This is a genomic window from Oryzisolibacter sp. LB2S, from assembly GCF_040732315.1.
In the GTDB taxonomy this organism is placed as follows: domain Bacteria; phylum Pseudomonadota; class Gammaproteobacteria; order Burkholderiales; family Burkholderiaceae_C; genus Alicycliphilus; species Alicycliphilus soli.
Window position 1 is genome coordinate 2,385,362 of sequence record NZ_CP160388.1, and the last position, 26,336, is coordinate 2,411,697.

General features: G+C 69.3%; 25 protein-coding genes and 1 riboswitch. Of the genes, 22 read left to right on the top strand and 3 right to left on the bottom strand.

Features of this window, described 5'->3' with window-relative positions; translation table 11 throughout:
- Positions 1–13 precede the first annotated feature (13 nt).
- The 12 genes from ABUE11_RS11290 to ABUE11_RS11345 all read left to right on the top strand — a co-directional run bounded on the left by ABUE11_RS11290 (position 14) and on the right by ABUE11_RS11345 (position 13,000).
- Positions 14–679: a trimeric intracellular cation channel family protein gene (locus ABUE11_RS11290; RefSeq protein ID WP_367065412.1), complete on the top strand. Its 666-nt coding sequence runs from the start codon at positions 14–16 to the stop codon at positions 677–679.
- Between the two features lie 12 nt (positions 680–691).
- Positions 692–2,563, top strand: coding sequence for an FAD-dependent 5-carboxymethylaminomethyl-2-thiouridine(34) oxidoreductase MnmC (gene mnmC / locus ABUE11_RS11295; protein ID WP_367065413.1), 1,872 nt, complete (start codon positions 692–694; stop codon positions 2,561–2,563).
- Between the two features lie 110 nt (positions 2,564–2,673).
- On the top strand, positions 2,674–3,477 hold the full coding sequence (locus ABUE11_RS11300; RefSeq protein WP_367065414.1) for a sulfite exporter TauE/SafE family protein: 804 nt from the start codon (positions 2,674–2,676) through the stop codon (positions 3,475–3,477).
- A 26-nt stretch (positions 3,478–3,503) separates the two neighbouring features.
- Positions 3,504–5,288 carry a nitrite/sulfite reductase gene (locus ABUE11_RS11305; RefSeq protein WP_367065415.1) on the top strand — a complete coding sequence of 595 codons (1,785 nt, stop codon included), beginning with the start codon at positions 3,504–3,506 and terminating at the stop codon, positions 5,286–5,288.
- A gap of 26 nt (positions 5,289–5,314) precedes the next feature.
- Positions 5,315–5,710, top strand: coding sequence for a DUF934 domain-containing protein (locus tag ABUE11_RS11310; RefSeq protein ID WP_367065416.1), 396 nt, complete (start codon positions 5,315–5,317; stop codon positions 5,708–5,710).
- Entirely contained in the window at positions 5,707–6,339 is a 633-nt protein-coding gene (locus tag ABUE11_RS11315) for a phosphoadenosine phosphosulfate reductase family protein (RefSeq protein ID WP_367065417.1), read from the top strand. Before ABUE11_RS11310 ends, ABUE11_RS11315 begins: the two co-directional genes overlap by 4 nt.
- 22 nt (positions 6,340–6,361) lie before the next feature.
- Positions 6,362–7,306, top strand: coding sequence for a sulfate adenylyltransferase subunit CysD (gene cysD, locus ABUE11_RS11320; RefSeq protein WP_367065418.1), 945 nt, complete (start codon positions 6,362–6,364; stop codon positions 7,304–7,306).
- Positions 7,306–8,679: a GTP-binding protein gene (locus ABUE11_RS11325; RefSeq protein WP_367065419.1), complete on the top strand. Its 1,374-nt coding sequence runs from the start codon at positions 7,306–7,308 to the stop codon at positions 8,677–8,679. The genes cysD and ABUE11_RS11325 overlap by 1 nt, the downstream gene beginning before the upstream one ends.
- Positions 8,680–8,801: 122 nt before the next feature.
- Positions 8,802–9,125 (top strand): ferredoxin FdxA, encoded by a 324-nt coding sequence (gene fdxA, locus ABUE11_RS11330; RefSeq protein ID WP_367065420.1) that lies wholly within the window; start codon positions 8,802–8,804, stop codon positions 9,123–9,125.
- A 14-nt stretch (positions 9,126–9,139) separates the two neighbouring features.
- The gene (locus ABUE11_RS11335; protein ID WP_367065421.1) at positions 9,140–10,207 is read left to right on the top strand and encodes an NAD(P)/FAD-dependent oxidoreductase; all 1,068 of its coding nucleotides are present in this window, start codon (positions 9,140–9,142) and stop codon (positions 10,205–10,207) included.
- 100 nt (positions 10,208–10,307) lie between these two features.
- Complete coding sequence (ppk1, locus tag ABUE11_RS11340) at positions 10,308–12,539, top strand: polyphosphate kinase 1 (protein ID WP_367065422.1); 2,232 nt, start codon at positions 10,308–10,310, stop codon at positions 12,537–12,539.
- On the top strand, positions 12,536–13,000 hold the full coding sequence (locus ABUE11_RS11345) for a histidine phosphatase family protein (RefSeq protein ID WP_367065423.1): 465 nt from the start codon (positions 12,536–12,538) through the stop codon (positions 12,998–13,000). Before ppk1 ends, ABUE11_RS11345 begins: the two co-directional genes overlap by 4 nt.
- 100 nt (positions 13,001–13,100) lie before the next feature.
- Here the strand turns inward: ABUE11_RS11345 and ppx are convergent, their stop codons facing one another.
- Together ppx and ppk2 are read right to left on the bottom strand one after the other, a co-directional pair.
- Positions 13,101–14,573, bottom strand: a complete 1,473-nt coding sequence (gene ppx, locus ABUE11_RS11350) for an exopolyphosphatase (protein ID WP_367065424.1) — start codon at positions 14,571–14,573, stop codon at positions 13,101–13,103.
- Positions 14,574–14,907: 334 nt separating this feature from the next.
- Positions 14,908–15,828, bottom strand: a complete 921-nt coding sequence (ppk2, locus tag ABUE11_RS11355; RefSeq protein ID WP_367065425.1) for a polyphosphate kinase 2 — start codon at positions 15,826–15,828, stop codon at positions 14,908–14,910.
- A gap of 245 nt (positions 15,829–16,073) precedes the next feature.
- Between ppk2 and pstS the strand changes: the two genes are divergently transcribed.
- The 7 genes from pstS (at position 16,074) to phoR (ending at position 22,833) form a co-directional block, all read left to right on the top strand.
- Positions 16,074–17,129: a phosphate ABC transporter substrate-binding protein PstS gene (gene pstS / locus ABUE11_RS11360; RefSeq protein ID WP_367065426.1), complete on the top strand. Its 1,056-nt coding sequence runs from the start codon at positions 16,074–16,076 to the stop codon at positions 17,127–17,129.
- Positions 17,130–17,222: 93 nt separating this feature from the next.
- Positions 17,223–18,221 carry a phosphate ABC transporter permease subunit PstC gene (pstC, locus tag ABUE11_RS11365; RefSeq protein ID WP_324427058.1) on the top strand — a complete coding sequence of 333 codons (999 nt, stop codon included), beginning with the start codon at positions 17,223–17,225 and terminating at the stop codon, positions 18,219–18,221.
- Positions 18,218–19,108, top strand: coding sequence for a phosphate ABC transporter permease PstA (gene pstA / locus ABUE11_RS11370; protein ID WP_367065427.1), 891 nt, complete (start codon positions 18,218–18,220; stop codon positions 19,106–19,108). Before pstC ends, pstA begins: the two co-directional genes overlap by 4 nt.
- Before the next feature lie 24 nt (positions 19,109–19,132).
- Positions 19,133–19,912 carry a phosphate ABC transporter ATP-binding protein PstB gene (gene pstB / locus ABUE11_RS11375; RefSeq protein ID WP_367065428.1) on the top strand — a complete coding sequence of 260 codons (780 nt, stop codon included), beginning with the start codon at positions 19,133–19,135 and terminating at the stop codon, positions 19,910–19,912.
- Between the two features lie 122 nt (positions 19,913–20,034).
- Positions 20,035–20,736, top strand: a complete 702-nt coding sequence (gene phoU, locus ABUE11_RS11380) for a phosphate signaling complex protein PhoU (RefSeq protein WP_324427053.1) — start codon at positions 20,035–20,037, stop codon at positions 20,734–20,736.
- Entirely contained in the window at positions 20,733–21,434 is a 702-nt protein-coding gene (gene phoB, locus ABUE11_RS11385) for a phosphate regulon transcriptional regulator PhoB (RefSeq protein WP_367065429.1), read from the top strand. The genes phoU and phoB overlap by 4 nt, the downstream gene beginning before the upstream one ends.
- A 46-nt stretch (positions 21,435–21,480) precedes the next feature.
- Positions 21,481–22,833 carry a phosphate regulon sensor histidine kinase PhoR gene (phoR, locus tag ABUE11_RS11390; protein ID WP_367065430.1) on the top strand — a complete coding sequence of 451 codons (1,353 nt, stop codon included), beginning with the start codon at positions 21,481–21,483 and terminating at the stop codon, positions 22,831–22,833.
- Positions 22,834–22,896: 63 nt separating this feature from the next.
- Here phoR and thiD read toward each other — a convergent pair whose 3' ends face one another.
- Positions 22,897–23,736 (bottom strand): bifunctional hydroxymethylpyrimidine kinase/phosphomethylpyrimidine kinase, encoded by an 840-nt coding sequence (gene thiD / locus ABUE11_RS11395; protein ID WP_367065431.1) that lies wholly within the window; start codon positions 23,734–23,736, stop codon positions 22,897–22,899.
- 78 nt (positions 23,737–23,814) lie between these two features.
- A riboswitch (TPP riboswitch) is annotated at positions 23,815–23,915 on the top strand.
- 58 nt (positions 23,916–23,973) lie between these two features.
- Here thiD and ABUE11_RS11400 point away from each other — a divergent pair.
- From ABUE11_RS11400 to ABUE11_RS11410, 3 genes are all read left to right on the top strand, one after another.
- Positions 23,974–25,080 (top strand): FAD-dependent oxidoreductase, encoded by a 1,107-nt coding sequence (locus ABUE11_RS11400; protein ID WP_367065432.1) that lies wholly within the window; start codon positions 23,974–23,976, stop codon positions 25,078–25,080.
- Complete coding sequence (gene thiS / locus ABUE11_RS11405) at positions 25,077–25,274, top strand: sulfur carrier protein ThiS (RefSeq protein ID WP_367065433.1); 198 nt, start codon at positions 25,077–25,079, stop codon at positions 25,272–25,274. Before ABUE11_RS11400 ends, thiS begins: the two co-directional genes overlap by 4 nt.
- Positions 25,275–25,519: 245 nt before the next feature.
- Complete coding sequence (locus ABUE11_RS11410; protein WP_367065434.1) at positions 25,520–26,335, top strand: thiazole synthase; 816 nt, start codon at positions 25,520–25,522, stop codon at positions 26,333–26,335.
- Position 26,336: the final 1 nt, after the last annotated feature.

Sequence of the window (26,336 nt, forward strand, 5' to 3'; positions counted from 1 at the left end):
CGGATCTTTCACCTTGCTTCCATCGACCTCGCTGCTGGAGTCGTTCCAGGCCTCGCAGATGAGCTTCATGCTCGCCATCTACCTGCTGGCCATCACGGCCGAGGCCATGTCCGGGGCGCTCGCGGCCGGGCGGCGCAACATGGACATCTTCGGCGTGTCGGTGATCGCCTTCGTCACTGCCCTGGGCGGCGGCACGATACGCGACATGATTCTGGGCCACTACCCTCTGGGCTGGACGCAGCACCCCGAATACGTGTACCTGGTGATCGGCGCGGGCCTGCTGACCACTCTGGTGGCGCATTACATGATCCGCCTCAAGCGCGTCTTTCTGGTGCTCGACGCGCTGGGGCTGGTCGCGTTCTCGCTGATCGGCTGCAGTGTGGCGCTGGAGCTGTCCTACCCCCAGCTCGTGGTTGTCATGGCCGGCATGATCACCGGCATCAGCGGCGGCATTCTGCGCGACGTGCTGTGCAACCAGGTGCCCGTGGTGTTCCGGCGCGAGCTCTATGCCAGCGTCTCGCTTGCCGTGTGCCTGCTGTTCCTCGCACTGCGCGCCTGGGACGTTGACCATGACCTGAGCGTCGCCGTGTGCTTTGCCCTGGGCCTGGCGCTCAGGCTGGCGGCCATACGCTGGCACTGGCGACTGCCCGTTTTCTCCTACCAGCAGCGCTGGGAATGATGGCCTTGCCCCATGTCTGATTCCGTATCCTGGCTGCCCGACGGCACGCCGTTTTGCAACCGGTTTGGCGACCGCTACCACGGCGAGCAGGGCCTGGCCCAGGCGCGCGACGTTTTCCTCAAGGGCTGCGGCCTGCCTGAGGCCTGGGCCGGCGCGCAGCAGTGGCGCATCCTCGAGACGGGCTTTGGCTTCGGCCTGAACTTCCTCACCACCTGGGCCGCGTGGCGCGCCGACCCCCAGCGCCCGCGACTGCTGCATTTCGTCTCGCTCGAGGCCTGGCCCGTCACGGGCGACGACCTGCTGCAGGCGGCCCGGCGCTTCCCCGAGCTCCTGCCTCTGGCCCAGCAGCTGCACGCCCAGTACTGGGGCCTGCTGCCCGGCGTGCACCGCCTGTGGTTCGAGGACGGGCGCGTGCTGCTGACCCTGTGCGTGGGCGACGCCCAGACCCAGCTGCGCCAGCAACTGTGGGAGGTCGACTCGGTCTTCCTCGACGGCTTCGCCCCCGAGCGCAACCCCGAGATCTGGAGCCTGGAGACGCTCAAGGCCATGGCGCGCCACTGCCGCCGTGGCACGCGGCTGGCCACCTGGTCGGTGGCACGCGGCGTGCGCAATGCGCTCACGCAATGCGGCTTTGAGGTCAGCAAGGTGCCCGGCCTGCCCCCGAAGCGCGACAACCTGCGGGCCAGTTTCGATCCACGCTGGGAACCGCGCAGCAGCCGCCAGCCCGCGGCGTTCACGCAGCCCGCGCGCTGCCTGGTGCTGGGCGCGGGCCTGGCCGGCGCGACCGCTGCCGCCAGCCTGGCGCGCCGCGGCTGGCAGGTGACGGTGCTGGACGCCGCGGCCACGCCCGCGGCGGGCGCCTCGGGCCTGCCCGCGGGACTGTTTGCGCCCCACCTCTCGCCCGACGACAACCTGTTCGCGCGCGTCTCGCGCGCCGGCGTGCGCGCCATGCTGCAGCAGTCCGCCGCGCTCCTGCAGCAGGGCGTGGACTGGAACCCGGCCGGCGTGCTCGAACGCCGCCCCGCGGGCCAGCTGGGCCTGCCCGCCGACTGGCAGGACGGCCCAGGCAGCGACTGGAGCATGCCGGCCGACGCCGAACACCTCGCCGCCGCCGGCCTGCCCGCCGACGCCAGCGCCTGCTGGCACGCACGCGCGGGCTGGGTGCGGCCGGCGCGCTTCATCGCGCGGCTGCTCGCACAGCCCGGCATCACCTGGCGCCCGCACAGCGCCGTGGCCCGCCTCGTGCCCACCAGCGGTGGGCCGTGGCAGGCGCTGGACGAGGCCGGCACTGCACTGACCGAGGCCGAGCTGGTCATCCTGGCCACGGGCCCGGCCAGCAATGCCCTGCTGGCGCCGCTGGGGGCCGCCCCCCTGCCGCTGCAGCCGGTGCGCGGCCAGATGTCCTGGGGCCTGCAGCCCCCGCATGCCGACGGCCTGCCGCCGTTTGCCGTGAACGGCGGCGGTGCACTCGCGGCCCATGTGCCCTGCGAGGGCGGCCTGGCCTGGCACATGGGTGCGACCTTCGAGCGCGACATGGACAGGCTGCCGCTGACGGCAGACGAGCAGGCGGCGGCCCACGCCCACAACTGGCAGCGCCTGAAGGCCCTGGTGCCGCAGGCCGCCGAAGCGCTGCGCCCGGCCTTCGAGGCGGGCGGCGACCTGCGCGCCTGGGCCGGCGTGCGCTGCACGGCGCACGACCGCATGCCCATCGTCGGCCCCGTGGCGCCGGCCGCCCTGCCCGGCCTGTGGATCAGCACCGCCATGGGCGCGCGCGGCCTCACGCGCGCCGTGCTGTGCGCCGAGCTGCTGGCGGCACGCCTGATGGGCGAGCCCCTGCCCGTGGAGGCCAAACTGGCCCAGGCCATGGGCTGCGAGCGGCTGTAGCGCCGCACCCTGGCGCAGGCCGCGCCAGCGCTTGTGCATAAGCTTATTTGCATAAGGGAAGCACAAAACAATAGTTTGAACTCATAAGCCGCACTTCTACAGTCGCGGCCATGCCTGATTTCGCGTTCATCCTCGCTGGTTTCGCCGTCGGCCTCATCGTGGGGCTGACGGGCGTGGGCGGCGGCTCGCTGATGACGCCCATCCTGATCTTCTTCTTCGGCATCAAGCCCTATCTGGCCGTGGGCACAGACCTGTTGTTTGCGGCCTTCACCAAGCTCGGCGGCACCGTGAGTCTGGCACGCCAGCGCCTCGTGCCCTGGCGCGTGGTGGCGCTGCTGTGCGCGGGCAGCATCCCGGCCGCCCTGGCCGCCCTGTGGGCGCTGCGCCACCTGGGGCCGGACAGCGCCGCCGCCCAGCGCCTCATGACCAGCACCCTGGGCGTGGCCCTGCTGCTCACGGCCGCGGCCACCTTCTACAAGGTGCTGGTGTTCTCACCCGAGCGCGCGGCCGCCGAGGCCGCACGCCGCAGCGCCCAGTTCGCCCACGCCAGCGCGCCGCGCCACTGGAGCCTGCCCGTGCTGCTGGGCGCGGTCATCGGCCTGCTGGTCACCTTCACCTCGGTGGGCGCGGGTGCGATCGGCGTGAGCGTGCTGCTGCTCGTCTTTCCGCACCTGCCGCTGCCGCGCATCATCGCCGCCGACATTGCCTACGCCGTGCCGCTGACCCTGGTCGCGGGCCTGGGCCATGCGTCCCTGGGCTCGGTCGACTGGCCGCTGCTCGCTCAGCTGCTCATGGGCTCGCTGCCGGGCATCTGGCTGGGCTCGCGCCTGGTCAGCCGCACGCCCGAGCGGCTGATCCGCTCCATCCTCTCGCTGCTGCTGGCCTGGGCCGGCGCCAAGCTGGTCCTGATCTGAATACCTGATTTCTCCCTCCCCACGCCATGTACCAATACACCGACTTCGACAAGCAATTCGTCAAGCTGCGTGCCCAGCAGTTCCGCGACCAACTGGAGCGCTGGCAGCGCGGCGAGCTCACCGACGAGCAGATGCTGCCGCTGCGCCTGCAGAACGGCTGGTACATCCAGCGCTACGCGCCCATGGCCCGCATCGCCGTGCCTTATGGCGAGATCAGCAGCCTGCAGCTGCGCACGCTGGGCCGCATCGCGCGCGAATACGACCAGCCCACGCCCGAGCTGCTGGCCCACGCCCAGGCGACGCAGGATGCGCTGGAAGCGAGCCAACCCGGCGCCACGCTGGCGGCCAAGCCGCTGAAATACGGCTACGGCCACTTCACCACGCGCACCAACTGCCAGTTCAACTGGATTCCGATCACCAAGGCGGCGGACGTAATGGACCTGCTGGCCAGCGTGCACATGCACGGCATTCAGACCAGTGGCAACGACATCCGCAACATCACCTGCGACGCCTGGGAGGGCATTGCCGAGGACGGCATCGTCGACTGCCGCCCGTTTGCCGAAATCACGCGCCAGTGGAGCTCGCTGCACCCCGAGTTCAGCTACCTGCCGCGCAAGTTCAAGATCGCCTTCAACGGCGCCGTGGAAGACCGCGCGGCGATTGGCTGGTACGACATCGGCCTGCAGGCGGCGAAGAACGAGGCCGGCGAGGTGGGCTTCACCGTCAAGGTGGGCGGCGGCATGGGGCGCACGCCCATCGTCGGCACGACTGTGCGCGAGTTTCTGCCCTGGGCGCAGCTGCTCAACTACATCGAGGCCATCGTGCGCGTGTACAACGGCTACGGCCGGCGCGACAACAAGTGGAAGGCGCGCATCAAGATTCTGGTCAAGAGCGAGGGCCAGGGCTTCATCGACGCGGTGGAGAAGGAATACCGCGACATTGTCGAGCTCGACGGCGCGCCGCATACCATCACCCAGGCCGAGCTCGACCGCGTGGCCAGCCACTTCGTCGTGCCCGAATTGAAGCCCGCCAACCTGCCCAGCAAAGTCGACCCCCAGGGCCAGCTCTACCGGCGCTGGCTGCAGCAGAACGTGCGCGGCCACAAGCTCGCAGGCATGAAGACCGTGACCCTGTCGTTCAAGCGCGTGGGCTTTGCCCCGGGCGACGCCGATGCCGACACCATGGACGCCCTGGCCCAGCTGGCCGAGCAGTTCAGCGCCGGCGAGGCACGCCTGACACACGAGCAGAACCTGCTGCTGCCCTGGGTGTTCGAGAGCGACCTGCCCGCGCTCTACGAGGCCGCGCGCAAGCTGGGCCTGGCCCAGCCCAACATCGGCCTCTTGACCGACATGATCGCCTGCCCGGGCGGGGACTTCTGCTCGCTGGCCAACGCGCGCTCGCTGCACATCGCCGCGGCCGTGACCGAGCGCTACCAGGATCTGGACGAGCTTTTCGACCTCGGCCCCATCGACCTGCACATGAGCGGCTGCATCAACAGCTGCGGCCACCACCACAGCGGCCATATCGGCATCCTCGGCGTCGACAAGGACGGCAAGGAGTGGTACCAGATCACGCTGGGCGGTGCCGACGGCTCGCAGCTCTCGGGCCCCGCCATCGGCGGCAAGGTCGTCGGCCCCTCGTTCACCGCGGCCGAGGTGCCCGGCGTGATCGAGGCCATTCTGGACACCTACCGCGAGCTGCGCCAACCGGGCGAGTTCTTCATCGACGCCCTGCGCCGCATCGGCCACGACCCCTTCAAGCAGGCCGCCAACGCCGCGCGCCATGCCAAGGCCGAGGAAGCCCTGCACTGAAACGACAAGCCACCCCGGTGATGACTATGAAAATACTAGCTAGCGACGCTCTCCCCACAAGCGCTGAAGCCGAAAAAACCTTGCAAATTGCCAACGACGCCAACCTGGCCGAGCTGGCCGCCAGCGGCGCGTTCGAGGGCGTCGAGCGCATCGAGCTGCAATTCCCCAAGTTCACCGACGGCCGCGCCTACAGCCAGGCCCTGCTGCTGCGCAGGCGCTACAAGTTCGCGGGCGACATCCGCGCCACGGGCGACGTGCTGATCGACCAGCTCGTACACATGCACCGCAGTGGTTTTTCCAGCGCCGTGCTCGCCGAGGGCGTGAACGCCAGCGCCGCCCAGCGCCAGTTCGAGCGTTTCGCCGCCTTCTACCAAGGCGACGTGCACGAACCCCGCCCCCTGTTTGCCCGGGAGGCCGCATGAGCCACGCACAAGATATGGACCTCGACCGCATCAACGCCGAGCTCGGCCACGACGCTTCGGCCCTGGTCGCCTGGGCCCTGGGCCTGGGCAAAAAAGCCATCGTCACGACGAACTTTCGCCCCTTCGAGGCCGTGATCCTGCACCTGGTCACGCGCGTGCAGCCCGATGTGCCCGTGGTCTGGATGGACAACGGCTACAACACCGAGGCGACCTACCGCTATGCCGACGAGGTGACGCGCCTGCTCGGGCTGAACCTCAAGATCTACCTGCCGCTGCGCAGCCGCGCCCACCGCGAGGCCGTGGACGGCCCCACGCCCGCCATTGGCGCACCGGGCCATGCCGCGTTCACGCAGGAAGTGAAGCTCGAACCCTTCGCCCGCGCCCTGCGCGAGACGGCACCCCAGGTGTGGTTCACCGCCCTGCGCGCCAGCGACAGCGCCGTGCGCGCGCAGATGCAGCCCGTCTCCATCAACCCCGACGGGCTCATCAAGGTGGCGCCGCTGCTGCACTGGTCCTCCAAGGACCTGCACGAATATTGCAAGGCGCACGGCCTGCCCAACAACTTCGACTACGTGGACCCGACCAAGGGCGAAGAACAGCGCGAATGCGGTCTTCACCTCGCCCACTGACCCCACCGCCGGAAACCCAACGATGAACGCCCGTACCGACACCGCCGTGCTGCAACCCGCCGCCCACCACCTGAGCAACCGCCACCTCGATGCGCTCGAGGAGGAAACCATCTTCATCCTGCGCGAGGTCGCCGCCGCCTTCGAGCGCCCGGCCCTGCTGTTCTCGGGCGGCAAGGATTCGCTGGTCATGCTCAAGTGCGCGGAGAAGGCATTTGGCACAGGCCGCATCCCCTACCCGCTCCTGATGATCGACACCGGCCACAACTTCCCCGAGGTGACCGACTTCCGCGACTTTCGCGCTAAAGAATTGGGCGCCGAGCTCATCGTGCGCAGCGTGGAGGATTCCATGGCGCGCGGCACGGTGCGCCTGTCCCACCCCGGCGAGAGCCGTAACGTGCACCAGTCGGTCACGCTGCTCGAGGCCATCGAGGAATTCCGCTTCGACGCGCTGATCGGCGGCGCGCGCCGCGACGAGGAAAAGGCCCGCGCCAAGGAGCGCATCTTTTCGCACCGCGACAGCTTTGGCCAATGGCAACCGAAGGCCCAGCGCCCCGAGCTATGGACGCTGTTCAACACGCGCCTGGCGCCGGGCGAGCATTTCCGCGTCTTTCCGATCAGCAATTGGACCGAGCTCGACGTCTGGCAATACATCGACCGCGAGAACATCGCCCTGCCCAGCCTGTACTACGCCCACCAGCGCCAGGTGGTCGAGCGCCGGGGCCTCTTGGTGCCCGTCACGCCGCTGACGCCGGCCAAGGAGGGCGAACAGATCGAGACCCGCACCGTGCGCTTTCGCACCGTGGGCGACATCACCTGCACCTGCCCCGTGGAGAGCCCGGCCGCCAGCGCCGCAGACATCGTCGTCGAGACCCTGGCGGCCGAGGTCAGCGAGCGCGGGGCCACGCGCATGGACGACAAGACCAGCGACGCCTCGATGGAAAAGCGCAAGAAGGACGGGTATTTCTGATGAGCACGAACACTATGACTACGATAGCTACCGGCGCGCTCCAGGCAAGCGCCAACGGCATAAATGACCATGCATCCGCCCTGCGCTTCATCACCTGCGGCAGCGTGGACGACGGCAAGAGCACGCTGATCGGGCGCCTCTTGGTCGACAGCCGCGCCGTGCTGCAGGACCACATCGCCGGCGTCACGCGCTCGGGCGAGGTGGATCTCGCGCTGCTCACCGACGGCCTGTCGGCCGAGCGCGAGCAGGGCATCACCATCGACGTGGCCTACCGCTACTTCGCCACCGAGGAGCGCAAGTTCATCATCGGCGACGCCCCCGGCCACGAGCAGTACACGCGCAACATGGTCACGGCCGCATCGCAGGCCGACGCGGCCGTGGTGCTGGTCGATGCCACCAAGCTCGATTGGCAAAGCCCCGCCCTGCAACTGCTCGCACAGACGCGCCGCCACAGCCTGCTGGTGCACCTGCTGCGCGTGCACTCGCTGGTGTTCGCCGTGAACAAGCTCGACGCCGTGGCCGACCCGGCCCTGGCCTTCGCCCATATCCGCGCCGCGCTCGCGCGCTTTGCGCAGGAGGCGGGCATAGAGGTCGCCGCCACCGTGCCCGTCTCGGCCCTGAAGGGCTGGAACGTGGTCACGCCGGAGCCCGGCTGGGGCGGCTACGAGGGCCCGAGCCTGCTGCAAATCCTCGAGCGCCTGCCCAACCAGCCCGCCGACACCGCCCTGCCCCTGGCCTTCCCCGTGCAGTGGGTGGAAAAGTCCGCCTCCTCCTCGGCCGACACCTCCCAGGGCCGGCGCGTGTTCTGGGGCCGCATCGCCGCCGGCGGCGCCCAGGTGGGCGCGCAGGTGCAGGTCTTCCCCAGCGGCCAGAGCGCACGCATCGCCCAGGTGCTCGACCACGCGCGCCGCCCGCAGGACGTGGCCGCGGGTCTGTCGGCGGGCATAGTGCTCGACCGCGAGGTGGACGTCTCGCGCGGCGACTGGCTGCTGGCCGCGCCCGCTGCCGTGCAGGCCACCGAGGACGACTTCGACACCCCCGCGCCGCAAAGCCCCTGGCCCGCGCGGCGCGAGATCGAGGCCACCGTCGCCTGGATGGACGACGAGCCCCTGGTCGTCGGCCGCGTGTACTGGGCGCTGCATGGCCACCGCTGGGTCAAGGCCAAGGTGCGCCGCGTGGTGCACCAGCTCGACATCCACACCCTGGCCGAGCAGCAGGCCGAGCAGCTTGCGCCCAACGCCATAGGCCATGTGGAACTGCTGCTGCAGGAGCCCCTGCCCGCGGCGCCGTTTGAGCGCGCACGCGTGCTGGGCTCGCTCATCCTGGTCGACACGGCCAGCCACAAGACGGCGGGCGCGGTGCTCGTGCGATAGGCCCCTCGCGGCTTGACTGCCGTCAATGTTTCCGCGCCACAGGCATGGTCGTCCCGCCTCTCGGGACGACCATGGCCCTAGAATTGCGGGTTACACCCAATAGCTATACCTACAGAGATCCCATGACCCACGTCGTTGTCGAAAACTGCATCAAGTGCAAATACACCGATTGCGTGGATGTGTGCCCGGTGGACTGCTTCCGCGAAGGCCCGAACTTCCTCGTGATCGACCCCGATGAGTGCATCGACTGTGCCGTCTGCGTGCCCGAGTGCCCCGCCAACGCCATCTTTGCCGAGGAGGACCTGCCCAGCGACCAGTTGTCCTTCATCAAGCTGAACGCCGAGCTCACGCCCAAGTTCAAGAGCATCACCAAGCGCAAGGCCGCCCTGCCCGACGCCGACGAGTGGAACGGCACGCCGGGCAAGCTGCAACATCTGGAGCGCTGATCCAGGCCCCCTTCATGCAACCCGCCGCAGGCAACGCGCCCGCAACAACCGATGCCGTGATCATCGGCGCGGGCCCGGCCGGCCTGTTCCAGGTCTTTCAGCTCGGCCTGCAGGGCCTGCGCACGCATCTGTTCGATGCCCTTCCCTTCGCGGGCGGGCAATGCGCCGAGCTCTACGGCGACAAACCCATCTACGACATTCCGGCCATGGCCGCCTGCACCGGCCATGAGCTGGTGCAGCGCCTGTGCGCGCAGATCCGCCCGTTCGCACCCGGCTGGCACCTGGGCCAGCGCGTCAACCACATCGAGCCCCTGGCCCAGGGGGGCTTTCTCGTGGCCGGCGCCCATGGCACGCGGCTGCATGCGCGCGCAGTGTTCATCGCCAGCGGCGTGGGCGCCTTCGAGCCGCGCGCGCTCAAGCTGCCCGGCCTGGAGGCGTTTGCCGGCACGCAGATGCTGCACGCGCTGGCCGCCGACACCCGCCTGACGGGCCTGCGCGTGCTAGTGCATGGCGGCGGCGAGGCGGCCGTGCGGCAGGCCATCGCCTGCGCCACGGCGCCCGAGGCGCTGCGCGCCGCGCATGTCACGCTGCAGCACCGGCGCGACCAGTTCGAGGCCCCACCCGCGCTGCTCGAGGAACTGCAGGCGCTGCGCGCGGCCGGGCGCATCGAGGTCGCGGTCGGCGTGGCCAGCGCCATCGTGCAACGCCAGGAGCGGCTTGCGGCGCTGGAAATCATCACCCCCGACGGCCAGCCGCGGCAGATACCCGCCGACCGCCTCGTCGTGCGCCTGGGCCTGGTGCCGCGCCTGGGGCCAATTGCCGACTGGGGCCTGCAGCTTGAGCGCAAGCAGCTCGTGGTGGACCCGGCCACCATGGCCACCAGCATGCCCGGCATCTACGCCGTGGGCGACGCCATCAGCTACCCCGGCAAGCGCAAGCTCATCGTGAGCGCCTTTCACGAGGCCACGCTGGCCGCCTTCGGCGCCGCCGAATGGCTGGCCGGCGGCAGCATCCCGCTGGAATACACGACCAGCAGCAGGCGGCTGCAGGACCTGCTGGGCGTGGCGCCAGGCGACAGCTGAGCACCTCGTCACGCGGCTGTCACGGCGATGCCATGAAAATGTCATCGTATTGACACATGTCATTTCGATACTCGTCAGGTCGCTCTCCGCAGCCTGATACATGCTCTCCTTCACGCCTCCCGATCCCCTCGCCGCTGCCGAACGCGTCGAGGCCGCCACCGTTCCCCTGCAGCCCGCAGAACTGCCGCCCCCGACGGCCGCAACCCCACCCGCTCCTCCGGCGGCCGCAACGCCCCCTGCGCCCCCGGCGCGGCTGAGCTTCCTCGATCGCGACCAGAGCATCCTGGCCTTCAACGAGCGCGTCTTTCACTGGGCCGAGCGCGCCGACGTGCCGCTGCTCGAGCGGCTGCGCTACCTGTGCATCGTCTCCTCCAACCTCGACGAGTTCTTCGAGGTGCGCGCCGCCGCGCACAGCCCCGGTCCCCATGGCACCCATGGCCCCCATGGCGAGAACGCGGCCGGCGCCGTCACCAGCGCCGCGTTCGAGGCGCTCATGGCCCATGCCCAGAGTCTGGTGGCGCGCCAGTACCGGCTCTACAACGAGACCCTGACACCGGCCCTGGCCGCGCAGGGGCTGCGCATCGTCTCGCATGGCGAGCGCAACGCCGAGCAGCGCCGCTGGGTGCAGGACTACTTCCAGCGCCAGGTGCGCCCCCTGCTCGTGCCCGTGGGGCTGGACCCGGCCCATCCGTTTCCGCGCGTCGCCAACAAGTCGCTCAACTTCATCGTGCGCCTCAAAGGCCAGGATGCCTTTGGCCGCGCCAACGAGGTCGCCATCGTGCGCGTGCCGCGCGCTCTGCCGCGCGTCATCCGCATGCCCGCGCGCGTGGCGCCGCCCAAGGAGCAGCTGTTCGTGCTGCTCTCGAGCGTCATCCGCGCGCACCTCGAGGAGCTGTTCCCGGGCCGCGAGGTGACGGAGTTCTCGCAGTTTCGCGTCACGCGCCACTCCGACCTGGCCGTGGACGAGGAGGACGTGCGCAACCTGCGCACCGCCCTGCGCCAGGGCCTGCAGCAGCGCCACTTCGGCCAGGCCGTGCGGCTGGAGGTGTCGGCGGGCTGCTCGCGCTTTCTCTCGGACTTCCTGCAGACGCAGTTCGGCCTCGCGCCCGCGGCCGTGTTTCGCGTGCCCGGCCCGGTGAACCTCGTGCGCCTGTCGCAGCTCGTGGACCTCGCGGGCAATGCGGCGCTGCTGTTTCCCCCCTGGCGCGGGGCCTGGCCCCAGGCCATGGTGGCGGGCATGCCCGTCATGGAGCAGATGCGCGAACGCGACCTGCTGCTGCACCACCCCTTCGAGAGCTTCGACGCCGTGCTCGCCTTTCTGCGCGAGGCCGTCAACGACCCCGACGTGCTCGTCATCAAGCAGACCATCTACCGCACGGGCGCCGACTCCGAGCTCATGGAGCTGCTGCGCGAGGCCGTGCGCCGCGGCAAGGAGGTCATGGCCGTGGTCGAGCTCAAGGCCCGCTTTGACGAGGAGGCCAACATCAACTGGGCAGAGGCCCTCGAGGCCATAGGCGCGCAGGTGGTGTACGGCGTGGTCGGCCTCAAGACCCACGCCAAGATGCTGCTCGTCACGCGCCGCGAGGGGCGCACGCTGCGCCGCTACGGCCACCTGTCCACCGGCAACTACAACCCGCGCACGGCGCGCCTGTACACCGATCTGGGACTGCTCACGGCCGACGAGGACATCACGGCCGACATGGATGGCGTCTTCAACCACCTGGCCAGCCAGAACCGCCCGCCCCGGCTGCGCCGACTCATGCTCGCGCCGTTCCAGCTGCAAAGGCGCATGCTCGAGAAGATCGACCAAGTCGGCCAGGCCGCACGCGAGCGCCGGTACGCGCGCATCGTGCTCAAGATGAACGCCCTGACCGACGAGGCCCTGATGCGCGCCCTGGTGCGTGCCGGGCAGCAGGGCGCGCACATCGACCTCATCGTGCGCGGCGCCTGCATGCTGCCGGCGCAGCTGCCGGGCGTCACGGACAACATCCGCGTGCGCTCGGTCATCGGGCGCTTTCTCGAGCACACGCGGGTGTTCTACTTCGGCGCGGGCGACCATGAGGACCTGTACCTGTCGAGCGCCGACTGGATGAACCGCAACATGCTGCGCCGTGTGGAGCTGGCCTGGCCCGTCACCGACCCCGCGCTGCGCCAGCGCATCATCGACGAATGCCTCACGGCCTACCTGCACGACGACCAAGGCGCATGGCTGCAAGGCCCGGACGGCCGCTACACCCCGCCCGCCTGCACGCCGGACGGCGCGGGCGCGCAGGCCGCGCTCATGGCGCGCTACGCGCAGGCGCCCAAGGCAGCCCGCAAGAAGCGCAAATGATGGACCTCATCCTGTGGCGTCACGCCGAGGCACATGACGGCCGCGAAGGCCAGGACGACCTCACCCGCGCCCTGACGCCGCGCGGTGAAAAACAGGCCGCACGCATGGCCGCATGGCTCGATCGCCAGCTGCCCGACGGCCTGCGCGTCATGTCCAGCCCGGCCCTGCGTGCCGAGCAGACGGCCCTGGCGCTCAAGCGCAAGTTCAAGCGCCGCGCCGAGCTGCTGCCCGGCGGCCTGCCCGAGGACCTGCTCGAACTCGTGCAATGGCCCCGGGCCAAGGGCGCCGTGCTGGTCGTGGGCCACCAGCCCCAGTTGGGCCAGACGGCTGCCCGGCTGCTGGGCATGGGCAGCGGCGCCTGTTCCATACGCAAGGGTTCGGTCTGGTGGCTGCGCCAGCGCCAGCGCCTCGAGCAGAGCGAAACCGTGCTGCTCGCCGTGATGACGCCCAACTATCTGTAAACGCCGTTCATGGCACCCCGCGCTTGCCTGGCGTGGGCCTTCTCCCTCACCCCCACCCTCTCCCGCGTGCGGGAGAGGGAGCATTGGCTGCGCGCCTTTTTCAGTCCTGCACGCCCACGGCCCAGGGCGTGCGCTGCCAGTCCTCGCATTCGTCGCGCAGCAGATGGGCCGACTGGGGATAGGCCGCGGCCCAGCCCGCGCGCGTGCACAACTGCAGCCGCTGGCCGCGGCGCACGAGCTCCATGCCCTGCATGTCGGGCATGCAGCGCGCGTGGCACAGGGCAACCGCCAGGCGCAGGCAGGCAAGCTGCAGCATGAAGCCCGCGTCCTCCCAGTCCAGCTCGAGCTTGCGCAGCTTGCCGCGGTGCGCGCGCACCAGGCGTGCCAGGGCCTCGAGCTCGCCCTGGGCGAAGCCCGCGGCGTCGGTGTGCTCGAGGATGTAGGCGCCATGGCGGTGATAGCCGCTGTGGGCGATGCGGCAGCCGAGCTCGTGCAGCTCAGCGGCCCAGCCCAGCTGCTGGGCCACGGCATCCTGGCCGGGGGCCACCTGTGCAAACAGCCGCATGGCCACGTCGGCGACGCGCCGGGCCTGGGCCTCGTCCACACAGAAGCGCCGCGACAGGGCCGCCACGGCGGCCGAGCGCAGGTCCGTCGCGGGGGACTCGCGGCTCACCATGTCGTAGAGAACGCCCTGGCGCAGCGCGCCCTGGGCGACCTGCAGCTCCTCGATATCGAGCGCGTCGAACAGCGCCCGCAGCACGCACAGCCCGCCGCCGATCACGGGACGGCGGTCGTCCTTGAGCCCGGCGAGCTGCACGCGGCTCACATGGCCCGCGCGCAGCAGCTGCTGCTCCAGCCAGAGCAGGTCCGCGCGCTGAATGCGTCCCGCCGTGCGGCCGCACTGGGCCAGGATGTCGCCCACGGCACCGACCGTCCCCGATGAGCCATAGGCCACGTCCCAGAGCGAGCGCCGAAACAGCGCCTGCACCTCGTCTATCTGCGCCCTGGCGGCCGTCTGGGCGTCCGCGAAGGCGCGCTCGGTGAGCTGGCCCTCGGCAAAGAAGCGCGTGGACCAGGCCACGCTGCCCAGGCGCAGCGAGGTCATGTCCTGCGCCTCGTACTGCCGGCCCAGGATGAGCTCGGTCGAGCGCCCTCCGATGTCGAGCACCAGGCGCCGCTCCTCGGAGGGCGGCAGCAGATGCGACACGCCCTGGTAGATCAGGCGCGCCTCCTCGGGGCCGCTGACGACCTCGATGGGGTGGCCGAGCAGCGCGCTGCCGCGCGCGATGAACTCGTCGCGGTTGCGCGCCTCGCGCAGGGTCTGCGTGGCCACGGCCCGCACCTGCGCGGGGGCCACGCCCTGCAGGCGCTCGGCAAAGCGCTCGAGGCAGTCCCAGCCGCGCTGCAGGGCCTGGGCGCTGAGGTTGCGGTCCTCATCGAGCCCCGCGCCCTGGCGCACGGTTTCCTTGAGGTAGTGCACGCGCTGGATGTAGCCATGCTCGTAGCGGCCGATTTCGAGGCGAAAGCTGTTGGAGCCGAGGTCTACGGCAGCGAGCAATGTTCCTTCTTGCATGGTGTTGCGCCCCCACGGGCGTTGAATGACTCAATGAACTTTGTGGAAGATGTGCCGTGCAGTGTCGGCAATGGCCGTCATCCCAGCGAACGCGATCGAGGTGCCACCGGGTGCGCCACACCCGTCATTCCCGCGCAGGCGGGGATCGAGGTGCGACGCGGCCGTCGTTTCGTCACCGCGGTGGATCCCCGCGTTCGCGGGGATGACGGGGACTGTTGACGGGGACTGGTGACGGAGACTGGTGATGGGGACCGGCACAGGCTGCGGCCAAGGCCGCTGCATCGACACGTTGAACCATGCCGCGCAGGATAGCAGCCCGGGAGCGCGCGCCGCCTCAATACCGCTGCGGCACCAGCATGTCCGGCGGAACCGGGTGGCGGATGTAGTCGGCGTTGCGCACGCGCTCGGGCAGCAGCACCTGGGGGCGCTGCACCTCGGCGTAGGGGAACTGCGACAGCAGGTGGCTGATGCAGTTGAGCCGGGCCTGCTTCTTGTCGTCGGCCGGCACCACCCACCAGGGCGCCTCGGGGATATGCGTCTGCTCGAGCATCGCCTCCTTGGCGCGCGTGTAGTCCTCCCAGCGGCGGCGGCTCTCGAGGTCCATGGGGCTGAGCTTCCACTGCTTGAGCGGGTCGTGGATGCGCCCGAGAAAGCGCAGGTGCTGCTCCTCGTCGGTGATGGAGAACCAGTACTTGATGACGCGTATGCCCGAGCGCACCAGCATGCGCTCGAACTCGGGCACGGAGCGGAAGAACTCCTCGTACTCCTCGTCGGAACAAAAGCCCATGACGCGCTCGACCCCGGCGCGGTTGTACCAGCTGCGGTCGAACAGCACCATCTCGCCGGCCGCGGGCAGGTGGGCCGCGTAGCGCTGAAAGTACCACTGCGTGCGCTCGCGGTCGTTGGGCGCGGGCAGCGCCACGACACGGCACACGCGCGGGTTCAGGCGCTGGGTGATGCGCTTGATGACACCGCCCTTGCCCGCGGCGTCGCGCCCCTCGAAGACGATGACGGCCTTCTGCCGCGTCGATGCCACCCAGTCCTGCAGCTTCACGAGCTCGCCCTGCAGGCGAAACAACTCCTTGAAGTAGGCCACGCGCCGCTCATGGGCCTCGCGCCGGGGCGGGCCGCCGTCCTGGGCGCCCACGCCCGAGGGCGGGCGGTCTTCGATCTCCAGCTCCAGCTCCTCGTCCAGGCCGTCGAGCAGGTCGCTCTCGATACGCTGCAACAGTTCATCGGTGTTGTCGAAGGTCATGGTCGTCTTTCACGTTCACGGGCTGCGCGCAGCGTAGGCAGCGCCTGTGAAAACTTCATGACAGCAGCCTCATGGACCTGCCTTTCACTATTTTTGTGATAGCTGCACGCGCTTGTCTGTAAAGCGCAAATGCCGTTTTTTCCTGTTTGTTTCAACCCCTGAGAGCGACGCCCGCATGTCATACGGCCGTCACAAAGCCTGCCTACAGTCGCCGGCATTCCTTCCACAACCGCAGAGGTTTCCACATGAAGTTTTCCTTGTCCCGCGTTCTGGTCACCGGTGTGCTGTCGGCCTCGGTGCTGCCCCATGCCATGGCCCAGGAAGCCACGGGCGCAGGTGCCAGCTTTCCCGCGCCGCTGTACTCCAAGTGGGCGGCCGACTACCACAAGGCCACCGGCGTGAAGATCAACTACCAGTCCGTGGGCTCGAGCGCGGGCGTCAAGCAGATCGATGCCAAGACCGTGGACTTCGGCGCCTCCGATGCCCCGCTGACCGATGAGGAACTGGCCAAGAAGGGCCTGCTGCAGTTCCCCACGGTGGTCGGCGGCGTGATTCCGGTGGTCAACATCGCGGGCATCAAGGCCGGCGAGCTCAAGCTCTCGGGCGCCGTGCTCGGCGACATCTACCTGGGCAAGATCACCAAGTGGAATGACCCGGCGATCACCGCGCTCAACCCCGGCGTCAAGCTGCCCGACGCAACGATAGCCCCCGTGCGCCGCGCCGACGGCTCGGGCACGACCAACGCCTTCACCAACTACCTGAGCCAGGTCAACCCCGAGTGGAAGGCCAAGGTCGGCGAAGGCACGGCCGTCAACTGGCCCACGGGCGCGGGCGGCAAGGGCAACGAGGGCGTGGCCGCCTTCGTGGGCCGCCTGCCCAACTCCATCGGCTATGTGGAGTACGCCTACGTCAAGCAGAACAAGATGAACTACGTGCAGCTGCAGAACGCGGCCGGCAAGTTCGTGAGCCCGGGCGACGCCAACTTCAAGGCCGCTGCCGCGGGCGCGGACTGGTCGCGCTCGTTCTACCAGGTGCTCAACAACAAGCCCGGCGAGGCCTCCTGGCCCATCACCAGCGCCACCTACATCCTGATGCACAAGAACCAGGACAAGCCGGCGCAGGCCGCCACGGTGCTCAAGTTCTTCGAATGGGCCTACCAGAACGGCGACGCCACGGCCGACGCCCTGGACTATGTGCCCATGCCTGCCAGCGTCAAGGAGCTGATCTACAAGTCCTGGGGCGAGATCAAGGACGGCGCGGGCAAGCCGGTCGCGCCTGCCGCGCCGGTCGCGCTGAAATAATCCGCAGGCGGCGGGCGCGCACATCGCGCCCGCCGCCGCACCATGCAAGACCACAAAGGCATTCCCGTGTCCATTACGCTGACCGCCCCCCCCATGCCGCAGCCCGTGCGGCAGTCCGGCTCCGGCCAGACCCTGCCCCCCGCGCGCGGGCCGGTGCTCTCCAACAGCATGGCCGACCGCCTCTTTGCCTGGCTCGCACGATCGGCCGCATTGCTCACGCTGGCCACGCTGCTGGGCATATTGATTTCTCTCGTGGTGGGGGCATGGCCCTCCATCACCACCTATGGCCTGGGCTTTCTCACGAGCAGCGCCTGGGACCCCGTGCAGAACGACTACGGCGGCCTGGTGATGATCTACGGCACGCTGGCCACCTCGGCCATCGCCCTTTTCATCGCCGTGCCCGTGAGCTTTGGCATCGCGCTGTTCCTCACCGAGCTGTCCCCTGCCTGGCTCAAGCGCCCGCTGGGCACGGCCATCGAGCTGCTGGCCGCCGTGCCCTCCATCGTCTATGGCATGTGGGGGCTGATGGTGTTCGGCCCGCTGCTGGCCACCTGGGTGCAGCAGCCGCTGCAGAACCTGCTCTCGGGCGTGCCCTATCTGGGCGCGCTGGTCTCGGGCCCGCCCGTGGGCATAGGCATTCTGTCGGCCGGCATCATCCTCGCGATCATGATCATTCCGTTCATCGCCTCGGTCATGCGCGATGTGTTCGAGGTGACTCCGGCGCTCCTCAAGGAATCGGCCTACGGCCTGGGCGCCACGACCTGGGAGGTGATCTGGAAGGTCGTCCTGCCCTACACCAAGGCCGGCGTGCTCGGCGGCATCATGCTCGGCCTGGGCCGCGCCCTCGGTGAGACCATGGCCGTGACCTTCGTGATCGGCAACATGAACCAGCTCGCCTCGCTGTCGGTGTTCGAGGCCGCCAACAGCATCACCTCGGCCCTGGCCAACGAGTTCGCCGAGGCCGGCGAGGGCCTGCACCAGGCGTCGCTGATCTATCTGGGCCTGGTGCTGTTCTTCATCACCTTCGTGGTGCTGTCGGCCTCCAAGCTGTTGCTCTCCCGCCTGCAGAAGGCCGAAGGAGCACGCGCATGAATGCCGCCACCACGTCACAAAAATTGCTGAGCCGGGCCGCACTGGAGCAGGCACGCGGCCGGCGCTACGCGGCGCGCAAGCGCGTCAACCGGGTGGCGCTGACGCTGTCGCTCGCCGCCATGGCCTTCGGCGTGTTCTGGCTGGTGTGGATTCTCTGGGAGACGCTGCGCCTGGGCCTGGGCGGCCTGTCGCTGTCGCTGTTCACCGAGATGACGCCCCCGCCCAACGAGGCCGGCGGCCTGGCCAACGCGCTCTACGGCTCGTTCATGATGGTGCTGCTGGCCACCTTCGTGGGCACGCCCGTCGGCATTCTGGCCGGCATCTACCTGGCCGAATATGGCAAGCGCGGCTGGCTGGCGCCGGCCACGCGCTTCGTCAACGACATCCTGCTGTCGGCGCCCTCCATCGTCATCGGCCTGTTCGTCTACACGGTGGTCGTGGTGCGCTTCAAGAGCTTCTCCGGCTGGGCCGGCGTCGTGGCCCTGGCGCTCATCGTCGTGCCCGTGGTCATCCGCACGACGGAAAACATGCTGCTGCTCGTGCCCGCCAGCCTGCGCGAGGCCGCCTACGCCCTGGGCACGCCGAAGTGGAAGGTCATCACCATGGTGACGCTGCGCGCCGCCCGCGCCGGCGTGATCACCGGCGTGCTCTTGGCCGTGGCGCGCATCGCGGGCGAGACCGCGCCGCTCTTGTTCACCGCGCTGAACAACCAGTTCTGGAGCGGCGACCTGTCCAAGCCGCTGGCCAACCTGCCCGTGACCATCTTCAAGTTCGCCATGAGCCCCTACGAGAACTGGCAACAGCTCGCCTGGGCGGCCGTGTTCCTCATCACCGTCGCGGTGCTGGGCCTGAACATCCTGGCGCGCGTGCTGACCCGTCAAAAGTAACCCCTTCTTTTCCGGAAGACATTCATGCCCCCCACCACCCCCCCCGCCGTGCCCTCCAAGATCGCGGTGCGTGACCTGAACTTCTATTACGGCAAGTTCCACGCGCTCAAGGGCATCAACCTGGACATCCCCGAGAAGAAGGTCACGGCCTTCATCGGGCCATCGGGCTGCGGCAAGTCCACGCTCCTGCGCACCTTCAACCGCATGTTCGAGCTCTACCCCGAGCAGCGCGCCGAGGGCCAGATCGTGCTGGACGGCGAGAACCTGCTGCAGTCCAAGCAGGACGTGGCGCTGATACGTGCCAAGGTTGGCATGGTGTTCCAGAAGCCCACGCCGTTCCCGATGTCGATCTACGACAACATCGCCTTCGGCGTGAAGCTGTTCGAGAACCTGAACGCGTCCGACATGGACGAGCGCGTCGAATGGGCGCTCAGAAAGGCCGCACTGTGGAACGAGGTCAAGGACAAGCTCACGCAAAGCGGCGCGGGCCTGTCGGGCGGCCAGCAGCAGCGCCTGTGCATCGCGCGCGGCATTGCGGTGCTGCCCGAGGTGCTGCTGCTCGACGAGCCCTGCTCGGCGCTCGACCCCATCTCCACGGCAAAAATCGAGGAGCTGATCGCCGAGCTCAAGAACGACTACACCGTCGTCATCGTCACGCACAACATGCAGCAGGCCGCGCGCTGCAGCGACTACACGGCCTACATGTACCTGGGTGACCTCGTGGAGTTCGGCGCCACCGAGCAGATGTTCTTCAAGCCCCAGCGCAAGGAAACGGAAGACTACATCACGGGCCGCTTTGGCTGACAGCGGAACTCCCTCTCCCGCGTGCGGGAGAGGGCGGGGGTGAGGGTCTCGGCAAGAGGCGCTGCGCCCCCCTCACCCCCACCCTCTCCCCCAAGGGGGAGAGGGAGTCAAGAAAGAACACCATGACAGACAAACATCTCTCCACCCAGTTCGACAGCGAACTCAACCAGGTCTCGGCCCGCGTGATGGAGCTCGGGGGCCTCGTCGAATCGCAGATCCGCGAGGCGATTGCCGCGCTCTCGCATTTCAGCCTGGAGGCGGCCGCGCAGGTCGAGTCGATCGAAAGCCGCGTCAACCAGATGGAGGTGGACATCGACCACGAGCTCATCACCATCATCGCGCGGCGTCAGCCCACGGCGCGCGACCTGCGCCTGTTGATGGCCTTCTCCAAGGCCACGGCCAACCTCGAGCGCATGGGCGACGAGGCCGCACGCATGGCGCGCATGGTGCGCTCCATCATCGAAAGCGGCGCGGCGCGCTCGCTGCCAAGCTCCGACCTGCGCGTGGCGGCCGACCTGGCTTCGGGCCTGCTGCGCAAGGCGCTCGATTCGTTCGCGCGCCTGGACGTGAAGGCGGCGGTCGCCATCCTCAAGGAGGACGACCTCATCGACCGCGAGTTCGACGGCTTTGTGCGCAAGCTCATCACCTACATGATGGAGGACGCGCGCACCATCTCGGCCAGCCTCGATCTGCTGTTCCTGGCCAAGGCCATAGAGCGCATCGGCGACCATTCCAAGAACATCGCCGAGCTCATCATCTACCTCGTCGAGGGCAAGGACGTGCGCCACCGCCCCGTCGCCGACATCGAATCCACCATCCAATGAGAAAGCTGCCCACGATCCTGATCGTCGAGGACGAGCCGGCGATTGCCGAGCTGATTTCCGTGAACCTGCGCCACAACGGCTTCGCGCCCATCTGGGCCGAGGACGGCGACAGCGCCCAGCGCGAGCTCGACGCCGTGCTGCCCGACATGATCCTGCTCGACTGGATGCTGCCGGGCCAGAGCGGCCTGGAACTGTCGCGCAAATGGCGCGGCCACCCGCGCACGCGCGCCGTGCCCATCATCATGCTGACCGCCCGCGGCGACGAGCCGGACAAGATCGCCGGCCTGGACGCGGGCGCCGATGACTACATCACCAAGCCGTTCTCCACCCAGGAAATGCTCGCGCGCATCCGCGCCGTGCTGCGCCGGCGCGCGCCCGAGCACAGCGGCGAGAGCGTGGCCATCGGCGCGCTCTCGCTCGACCCGGCCACGCACCGCGTGAGCCACGCGGGCCAGCCGCTCAAGCTCGGCCCCACCGAGTTCAAGCTGCTGCACTACCTGATGCGCAACGCCGAGCGCGTGCACAGCCGCGGCCAGCTGCTCGACAAGGTCTGGGGCGACCATGTCTACATCGAGGAGCGCACCGTGGACGTGCACGTCAAGCGCCTGCGCGAGGCCCTGGGCGAGGCCGCCGCCATGGTCGAGACCGTGCGCGGCGCGGGCTATCGCATCACGGCCCAGGAGCACCAACAAAAATGATAGCTGTAAGCGCCCGTCATCACTGGGCGGAGGCCGATTTTTCATCATGTTCCTGCTTGCGCTGACCCTGCTCTGCGTCCAGCTGCTGTGCGGCGCGGCGGGTGCCTGGGCGGGCGGGCCCTGGGGCGCGGCCGCGGGCGTGGCCCTGGGCTCCTGGCTGTACTGGCTCTGGCAGGGCTGGCGCGGCCTGCGCGTGCTGGCCTGGCTGCGCCAGCAGGGCGAGCCGCCGGTGCTGCACGGCGTGCGCGGCCTGTGGGGCGAGGCCCTGGACCGCACGCGCCGGCTGCTGCGCCAGCACGAACGCCACGTGGCCGCGAGCGATGCGCGCCTGCAGGCCTTTCTGCAGGCGCTGCAGGCCTCGCCCAACGGCGTCATCCTGCTCGACGCGCGGGGCCAGATCGAATGGTGCAACCAGACGGCGGCCGAGCATTTCGGCCTGGACGCCGAGCGCGACCTCATGCAGTCGATAGGCAATCTGCTGCGTGCGCCCGAGTTCAGCGCCTATCTCGCCGCGGGCGATTTCCGGCAAGACGTGCAGCTGACCGGGAGCGCCAGCACATCCACACACCCGGTGCGCCTGTCGGTGCACCTGCATCCCTATGGCGAGGGGCGCAGGCTCATGCTCTCGCGCGACATCACACAGGTCGAGCAGGCCGACGCCATGCGGCGCGACTTCGTCGCCAATGTCTCGCACGAGATCCGCACGCCGCTCACGGTGCTGGCAGGCTTTGTCGAAACCCTGCAGACCCTGCCGCTGGAGGAGGACGAGCGCGCGCGCTACCTCGCCCTCATGGCGCAGCAGGCCCAGCGCATGCAGCACTTGGTACAGGACCTGCTGACGCTCTCGCGTCTGGAGGGCAGCGCGCTGCCGGGCCTGGACAACTGGACCGACGTGCGTCAGCTGCTCGCCCGCTGCGAGCAGGAGGCGCGCACGCTGTCGGCGCAGGTCACGCCAGCGGGCGCCCCACCCCAGCGCCTGACGTTTCCCACGGCACAGCAGCTCGCGCAATGCGGCGCACTCGCCGGAAACCCCGAGGAGCTGCACAGCGCGCTCTCCAACCTCATCGGCAACGCCGTGCGCTACACGCCCGCGGGCGGCAGCATCAGCGTGGACTGGCAATGCCTGCCCGACGGCGGCGCGCGCTTTGCCGTGCGCGACAGCGGCCCGGGCATCGCGCCCGAGCATCTGCCGCGCCTGACCGAGCGCTTCTACCGTGTGGACCGCAGCCGCTCGCGCGACTCTGGCGGCACGGGCCTGGGCCTGGCCATCGTCAAGCACAGCCTGCAGCGCCACGGCGCCACGCTGCAGATCCGCAGCGTGCTGGGCCAGGGCTCGGAATTCAGCGCGCTGTTTCCCGCGCGGCGGGTGCGCGGCGCCGCGGCCTCAGAAAAGGTGTGAACGTTCCTGGGCAGGCCGGGGCAAGCTGTGCGAGCCCAGCGCGGTCAGAGGCTCCCGCCTGAGCTACACGACGATCTGCGCCACCGGCGCATGGCCATGGTTGAGCGGCCCATGGCCCCGGCCCGTGCGCACATGGGCCCCGGCCTCAATGGCGCCGAGGATGTAGCGGCGCGCCTCCTGCACCGCCTGCACCAGCGGCAGGCCGCGCGCCAGATGCGCTGCAATCGCCGAGGACAGCGTGCAGCCCGTGCCATGGCCGTTGTGCGTGGCAATGCGCGCCGAGGCCAGGCGGTGGCGCTCGCCGCCGGGCAGGGCCAGCAGATCGACCACGCGCTCGCCCGGCAGATGGCCGCCCTTGAGCAGCACGGCGCGCGCGCCCAGCGCCAGCAGGTCGCCGGCGGCCGCGTCCAGCTCCTCCTCGCGCGTGATCGGGCGGCCCAGCAGCCAGCCGCCCTCGTCCAAGTTGGGCGTGACCAGCGCGGCCAACGGGAACAGCTCGCGCACCAGCACGGCCACGGTCTCCTCGGCGATCAGGCGGTCGCCGCTGGTGGCCACCATCACCGGGTCCAGCACCACGTTGGGCAGGCGGTGACGGCGGATGGCGTCGGCCACCACCTGCACCACCTCGGGCGCGTGCAGCATGCCGATCTTGACGGCATCGACGCCTATGTCCTCGACCACGGCATCGATCTGCGCACGCAGCATGTCGGGCGGCACGCCGTGGATGGCGCGCACGCCCTCGGTGTTCTGCGCCGTGATGGCGGTAATCGCCGTCATGCCGAAGCAGCCCAGCGCGCTGAAGGTCTTGAGGTCGGCCTGTATGCCCGCGCCGCCCCCGCTGTCGGAGCCGGCGATCGTCAGTACGCGCACGTAGCGTGGCGCTGCAGGAGGGTTGTGGTTCATGGCAAAAATTATGGCGGAAGCAGGCTCTGTCCCAGGTCAAGGCCAGGGGCTTGGCTGCTGTGCTGTAATCCCCGTCCACGGACGAAACAGGGGTGTCCCCAGCCACACTGGGCGACTGAGAAACACCCTCCGCACCCGATCCAGGTCATGCTGGCGTGGGGAGTTTTCAACCGCAGCACCTGCTCCGGCGCCTGTCTTGTCCATTCACGGTTTCGATTGGTTTGCGGACAAGACACCATGCAGCAGCTGCTCTCTCCCTCCTCCTCCATCACCATCCTGGGCGCAGGCCTGCTGGGCAGCCTCATGGCCACCAGCCTCGCGCGCCAGGGCCATCGCGTGCGCGTCTACGAGGCGGGCGGCCCGTCGGGCGTGGCGGCGGCCGCGCATGTGGCCGCGGCCATGGTGGCGCCGCTGGCCGAATCCGTGGTGGCCGAGCCCGGCATCGTGCGCATGGGCCAGCATGCGCTCGAGCGCTGGCCCGAGCTCATCGCGCCGCTGCCCGCGCCCGTGTACTGGCAGCGCGAGGGCACGCTCATCGTCTGGCACCGCCAGGACGCGGGCGACGCCGCGCGCCTGCGCGGCCTGTTCGAGCACAAGCGCGCCGAGGTACCCGGCCTGCCCGCCATGCAGCCGCTCGACGCCGCGGGTCTGGCCGCGGCCGACCCGGGCCTGGCCGGCCGCTTCGCCCAGGGCCTGCTGCTGCCCGGCGAGGGGCAGCTCGACAACCGCCAGCTGTTTGCCGCGCTCACGCTGGCCATGCGGCAGCTGGGCGTGGAGCTGCACTACGACAGCCCGCGCGAGGTGACGGACTTCGCGCCGGGCACGGCCGGCGACTGCGACTGGCTCATCGACTGCCGCGGCCTGGGCGCGCGCGCGCAGTGGCGCGAGCTGCGCGGCGTGCGCGGCGAAGTGGTGCGCATCCACGCGCCCGAGGTCACGCTCGCGCGCCCCACGCGCCTCGTTCACCCGCGCTACTCGATCTACGTGGCGCCCAAGCAGGACCACATGTTCGTCATAGGCGCGACCGAGATCGAATCCGACGACCGCTCGGCCATGAGCGTGCGCTCGGCGCTCGAGCTGCTGTCGGCCGCCTACACCATCCACAGCGGCTTTGCCGAGGCGCGCATCCTCGAGCTCAACACCCAGTGCCGCCCCACCCTGCCCGACAACCGGCCCGCCATCCGCATCGCCCGGCCGCGCGTGCTGGAGATCAACGGCATGTACCGCCACGGCTTCATGGAGGCGCCCGCGCTGCACGATGTGGCGCTCGAGCTGCTGAACCGGGGACAATCGCCGCTCGCCTCCGAGTTCGAACTGGCCCTCGAGGGCCCCGCCTTTGCATGAACGTCTTCATCAACCAGCAGCCCACCGAGCTGCCCGAGCCGGCCAGCGTGCAGGACGCGCTCGCCGCGCTCGCGCCCACGCCACCGTTTGCCGTGGCCGTGAACACGGTCTTCGTCCCGCGCACGCAGTACGCCAGCCACCCGCTGCACGAGGGCGACCAGGTGGAGGTCATCGCCCCCGTCACCGGCGGCTAGGCGATTTCGAATCAAATCAGCCTCCAGCCCTTATTCAGCAAGCGCAAGCAGCTATCAAATTGAAGGATAAATTAGCGATACCTCTTGATGACACGCGATGCTTGCAAAACCCACCGTCATCCCCGCGCAAGCGGGGATCCACAGCAGTGACGAATCAACTGCCTGGTGTGGCTCCTGGATCCCCGCTTGCGCGGGGATGACGGGGCCAACAGATATCGCTACCGAGCCCAATTGAAGATCGAATGATGAACACCACCACCGCCACCGCCCCAGACCCGCTCGTCCTCTACGGCCAGACCTTTGCCAGCCGCCTGCTGCTGGGCACGGCGCGCTATCCCTCGCCCACCGTGCTCGAGGCCGCCGTGCAGCGCGCCCGGCCCGCCATGGTCACGGCCTCGCTGCGCCGCCAGGGCATCAACGCGACGAATGCCGGCAACAACTTCTGGGGCCTGCTCAAGAGCCTGAACGTGCCCGTGCTGCCCAACACCGCGGGCTGCCACAGCGTGCAGGAGGCCGTGACCACGGCGCAGATGGCGCGCGAGGTGTTCGACACGCCCTGGATCAAGCTCGAGGTCATAGGCGACGACTACACGCTGCAGCCCGACACCCAGCAGACCGTGGAGGCCGCGGCCATCCTCATCAAGGACGGCTTTCAGGTGCTGCCCTATTGCACCGAGGACCTGGTGCAGTGCCAGCGCCTCATCGACGTGGGCTGCCAGGCCGTCATGCCCTGGGCCGCGCCCATAGGCACGGGCCGCGGCCCCATGAACCCCTATGCGCTGCAGCTGCTGCGCGAGCGCCTGACCGTGCCGCTCCTGGTGGACGCGGGCCTGGGCCTGCCCTCGCACGCCTGCACGGTCATGGAATGGGGCTTTGACGGCGTGCTGCTGAACACCGCCGTGGCCCTGTCGCAGGACCCCGTGGCCATGGCCGGGGCCTTTGCCGATGCCGTGGCCGCGGGCCGCGCGGCGCGCCTGTCCGGCGCCATGGAGCAGCAGCACAGCGCCCAGCCCAGCACCCCGGTGCTGGGCACGCCATTCTGGCACCACGACAAGGCCTGAC

Bases quoted from the DNA above. Each gene is read 5' to 3' on its own strand.
- ppx (WP_367065424.1), bottom strand. From the start codon at position 14,573: ATGCAAGAAGGAACATTGCTCGCTGCCGTAGACCTCGGCTCCAACAGC.
- phoB (WP_367065429.1), top strand. From the start codon at position 20,733: ATGAGAAAGCTGCCCACGATCCTGATCGTCGAGGACGAGCCGGCGATT.
- ABUE11_RS11305 (WP_367065415.1), top strand. From the start codon at position 3,504: ATGTACCAATACACCGACTTCGACAAGCAATTCGTCAAGCTGCGTGCC.
- ABUE11_RS11335 (WP_367065421.1), top strand. From the start codon at position 9,140: ATGCAACCCGCCGCAGGCAACGCGCCCGCAACAACCGATGCCGTGATC.
- pstA (WP_367065427.1), top strand. From the start codon at position 18,218: ATGAATGCCGCCACCACGTCACAAAAATTGCTGAGCCGGGCCGCACTG.
- phoR (WP_367065430.1), top strand. From the start codon at position 21,481: ATGTTCCTGCTTGCGCTGACCCTGCTCTGCGTCCAGCTGCTGTGCGGC.
- ABUE11_RS11310 (WP_367065416.1), top strand. From the start codon at position 5,315: ATGAAAATACTAGCTAGCGACGCTCTCCCCACAAGCGCTGAAGCCGAA.
- cysD (WP_367065418.1), top strand. From the start codon at position 6,362: ATGAACGCCCGTACCGACACCGCCGTGCTGCAACCCGCCGCCCACCAC.
- ppk2 (WP_367065425.1), bottom strand. From the start codon at position 15,828: ATGACCTTCGACAACACCGATGAACTGTTGCAGCGTATCGAGAGCGAC.
- ABUE11_RS11300 (WP_367065414.1), top strand. From the start codon at position 2,674: ATGCCTGATTTCGCGTTCATCCTCGCTGGTTTCGCCGTCGGCCTCATC.
- ABUE11_RS11410 (WP_367065434.1), top strand. From the start codon at position 25,520: ATGAACACCACCACCGCCACCGCCCCAGACCCGCTCGTCCTCTACGGC.
- ABUE11_RS11315 (WP_367065417.1), top strand. From the start codon at position 5,707: ATGAGCCACGCACAAGATATGGACCTCGACCGCATCAACGCCGAGCTC.
- pstC (WP_324427058.1), top strand. From the start codon at position 17,223: ATGCCGCAGCCCGTGCGGCAGTCCGGCTCCGGCCAGACCCTGCCCCCC.
- thiS (WP_367065433.1), top strand. From the start codon at position 25,077: ATGAACGTCTTCATCAACCAGCAGCCCACCGAGCTGCCCGAGCCGGCC.
- pstB (WP_367065428.1), top strand. From the start codon at position 19,133: ATGCCCCCCACCACCCCCCCCGCCGTGCCCTCCAAGATCGCGGTGCGT.
- ABUE11_RS11345 (WP_367065423.1), top strand. From the start codon at position 12,536: ATGATGGACCTCATCCTGTGGCGTCACGCCGAGGCACATGACGGCCGC.
- mnmC (WP_367065413.1), top strand. From the start codon at position 692: ATGTCTGATTCCGTATCCTGGCTGCCCGACGGCACGCCGTTTTGCAAC.
- thiD (WP_367065431.1), bottom strand. From the start codon at position 23,736: ATGAACCACAACCCTCCTGCAGCGCCACGCTACGTGCGCGTACTGACG.
- pstS (WP_367065426.1), top strand. From the start codon at position 16,074: ATGAAGTTTTCCTTGTCCCGCGTTCTGGTCACCGGTGTGCTGTCGGCC.
- ABUE11_RS11325 (WP_367065419.1), top strand. From the start codon at position 7,306: ATGAGCACGAACACTATGACTACGATAGCTACCGGCGCGCTCCAGGCA.
- fdxA (WP_367065420.1), top strand. From the start codon at position 8,802: ATGACCCACGTCGTTGTCGAAAACTGCATCAAGTGCAAATACACCGAT.
- ABUE11_RS11400 (WP_367065432.1), top strand. From the start codon at position 23,974: ATGCAGCAGCTGCTCTCTCCCTCCTCCTCCATCACCATCCTGGGCGCA.
- phoU (WP_324427053.1), top strand. From the start codon at position 20,035: ATGACAGACAAACATCTCTCCACCCAGTTCGACAGCGAACTCAACCAG.
- ppk1 (WP_367065422.1), top strand. From the start codon at position 10,308: ATGCTCTCCTTCACGCCTCCCGATCCCCTCGCCGCTGCCGAACGCGTC.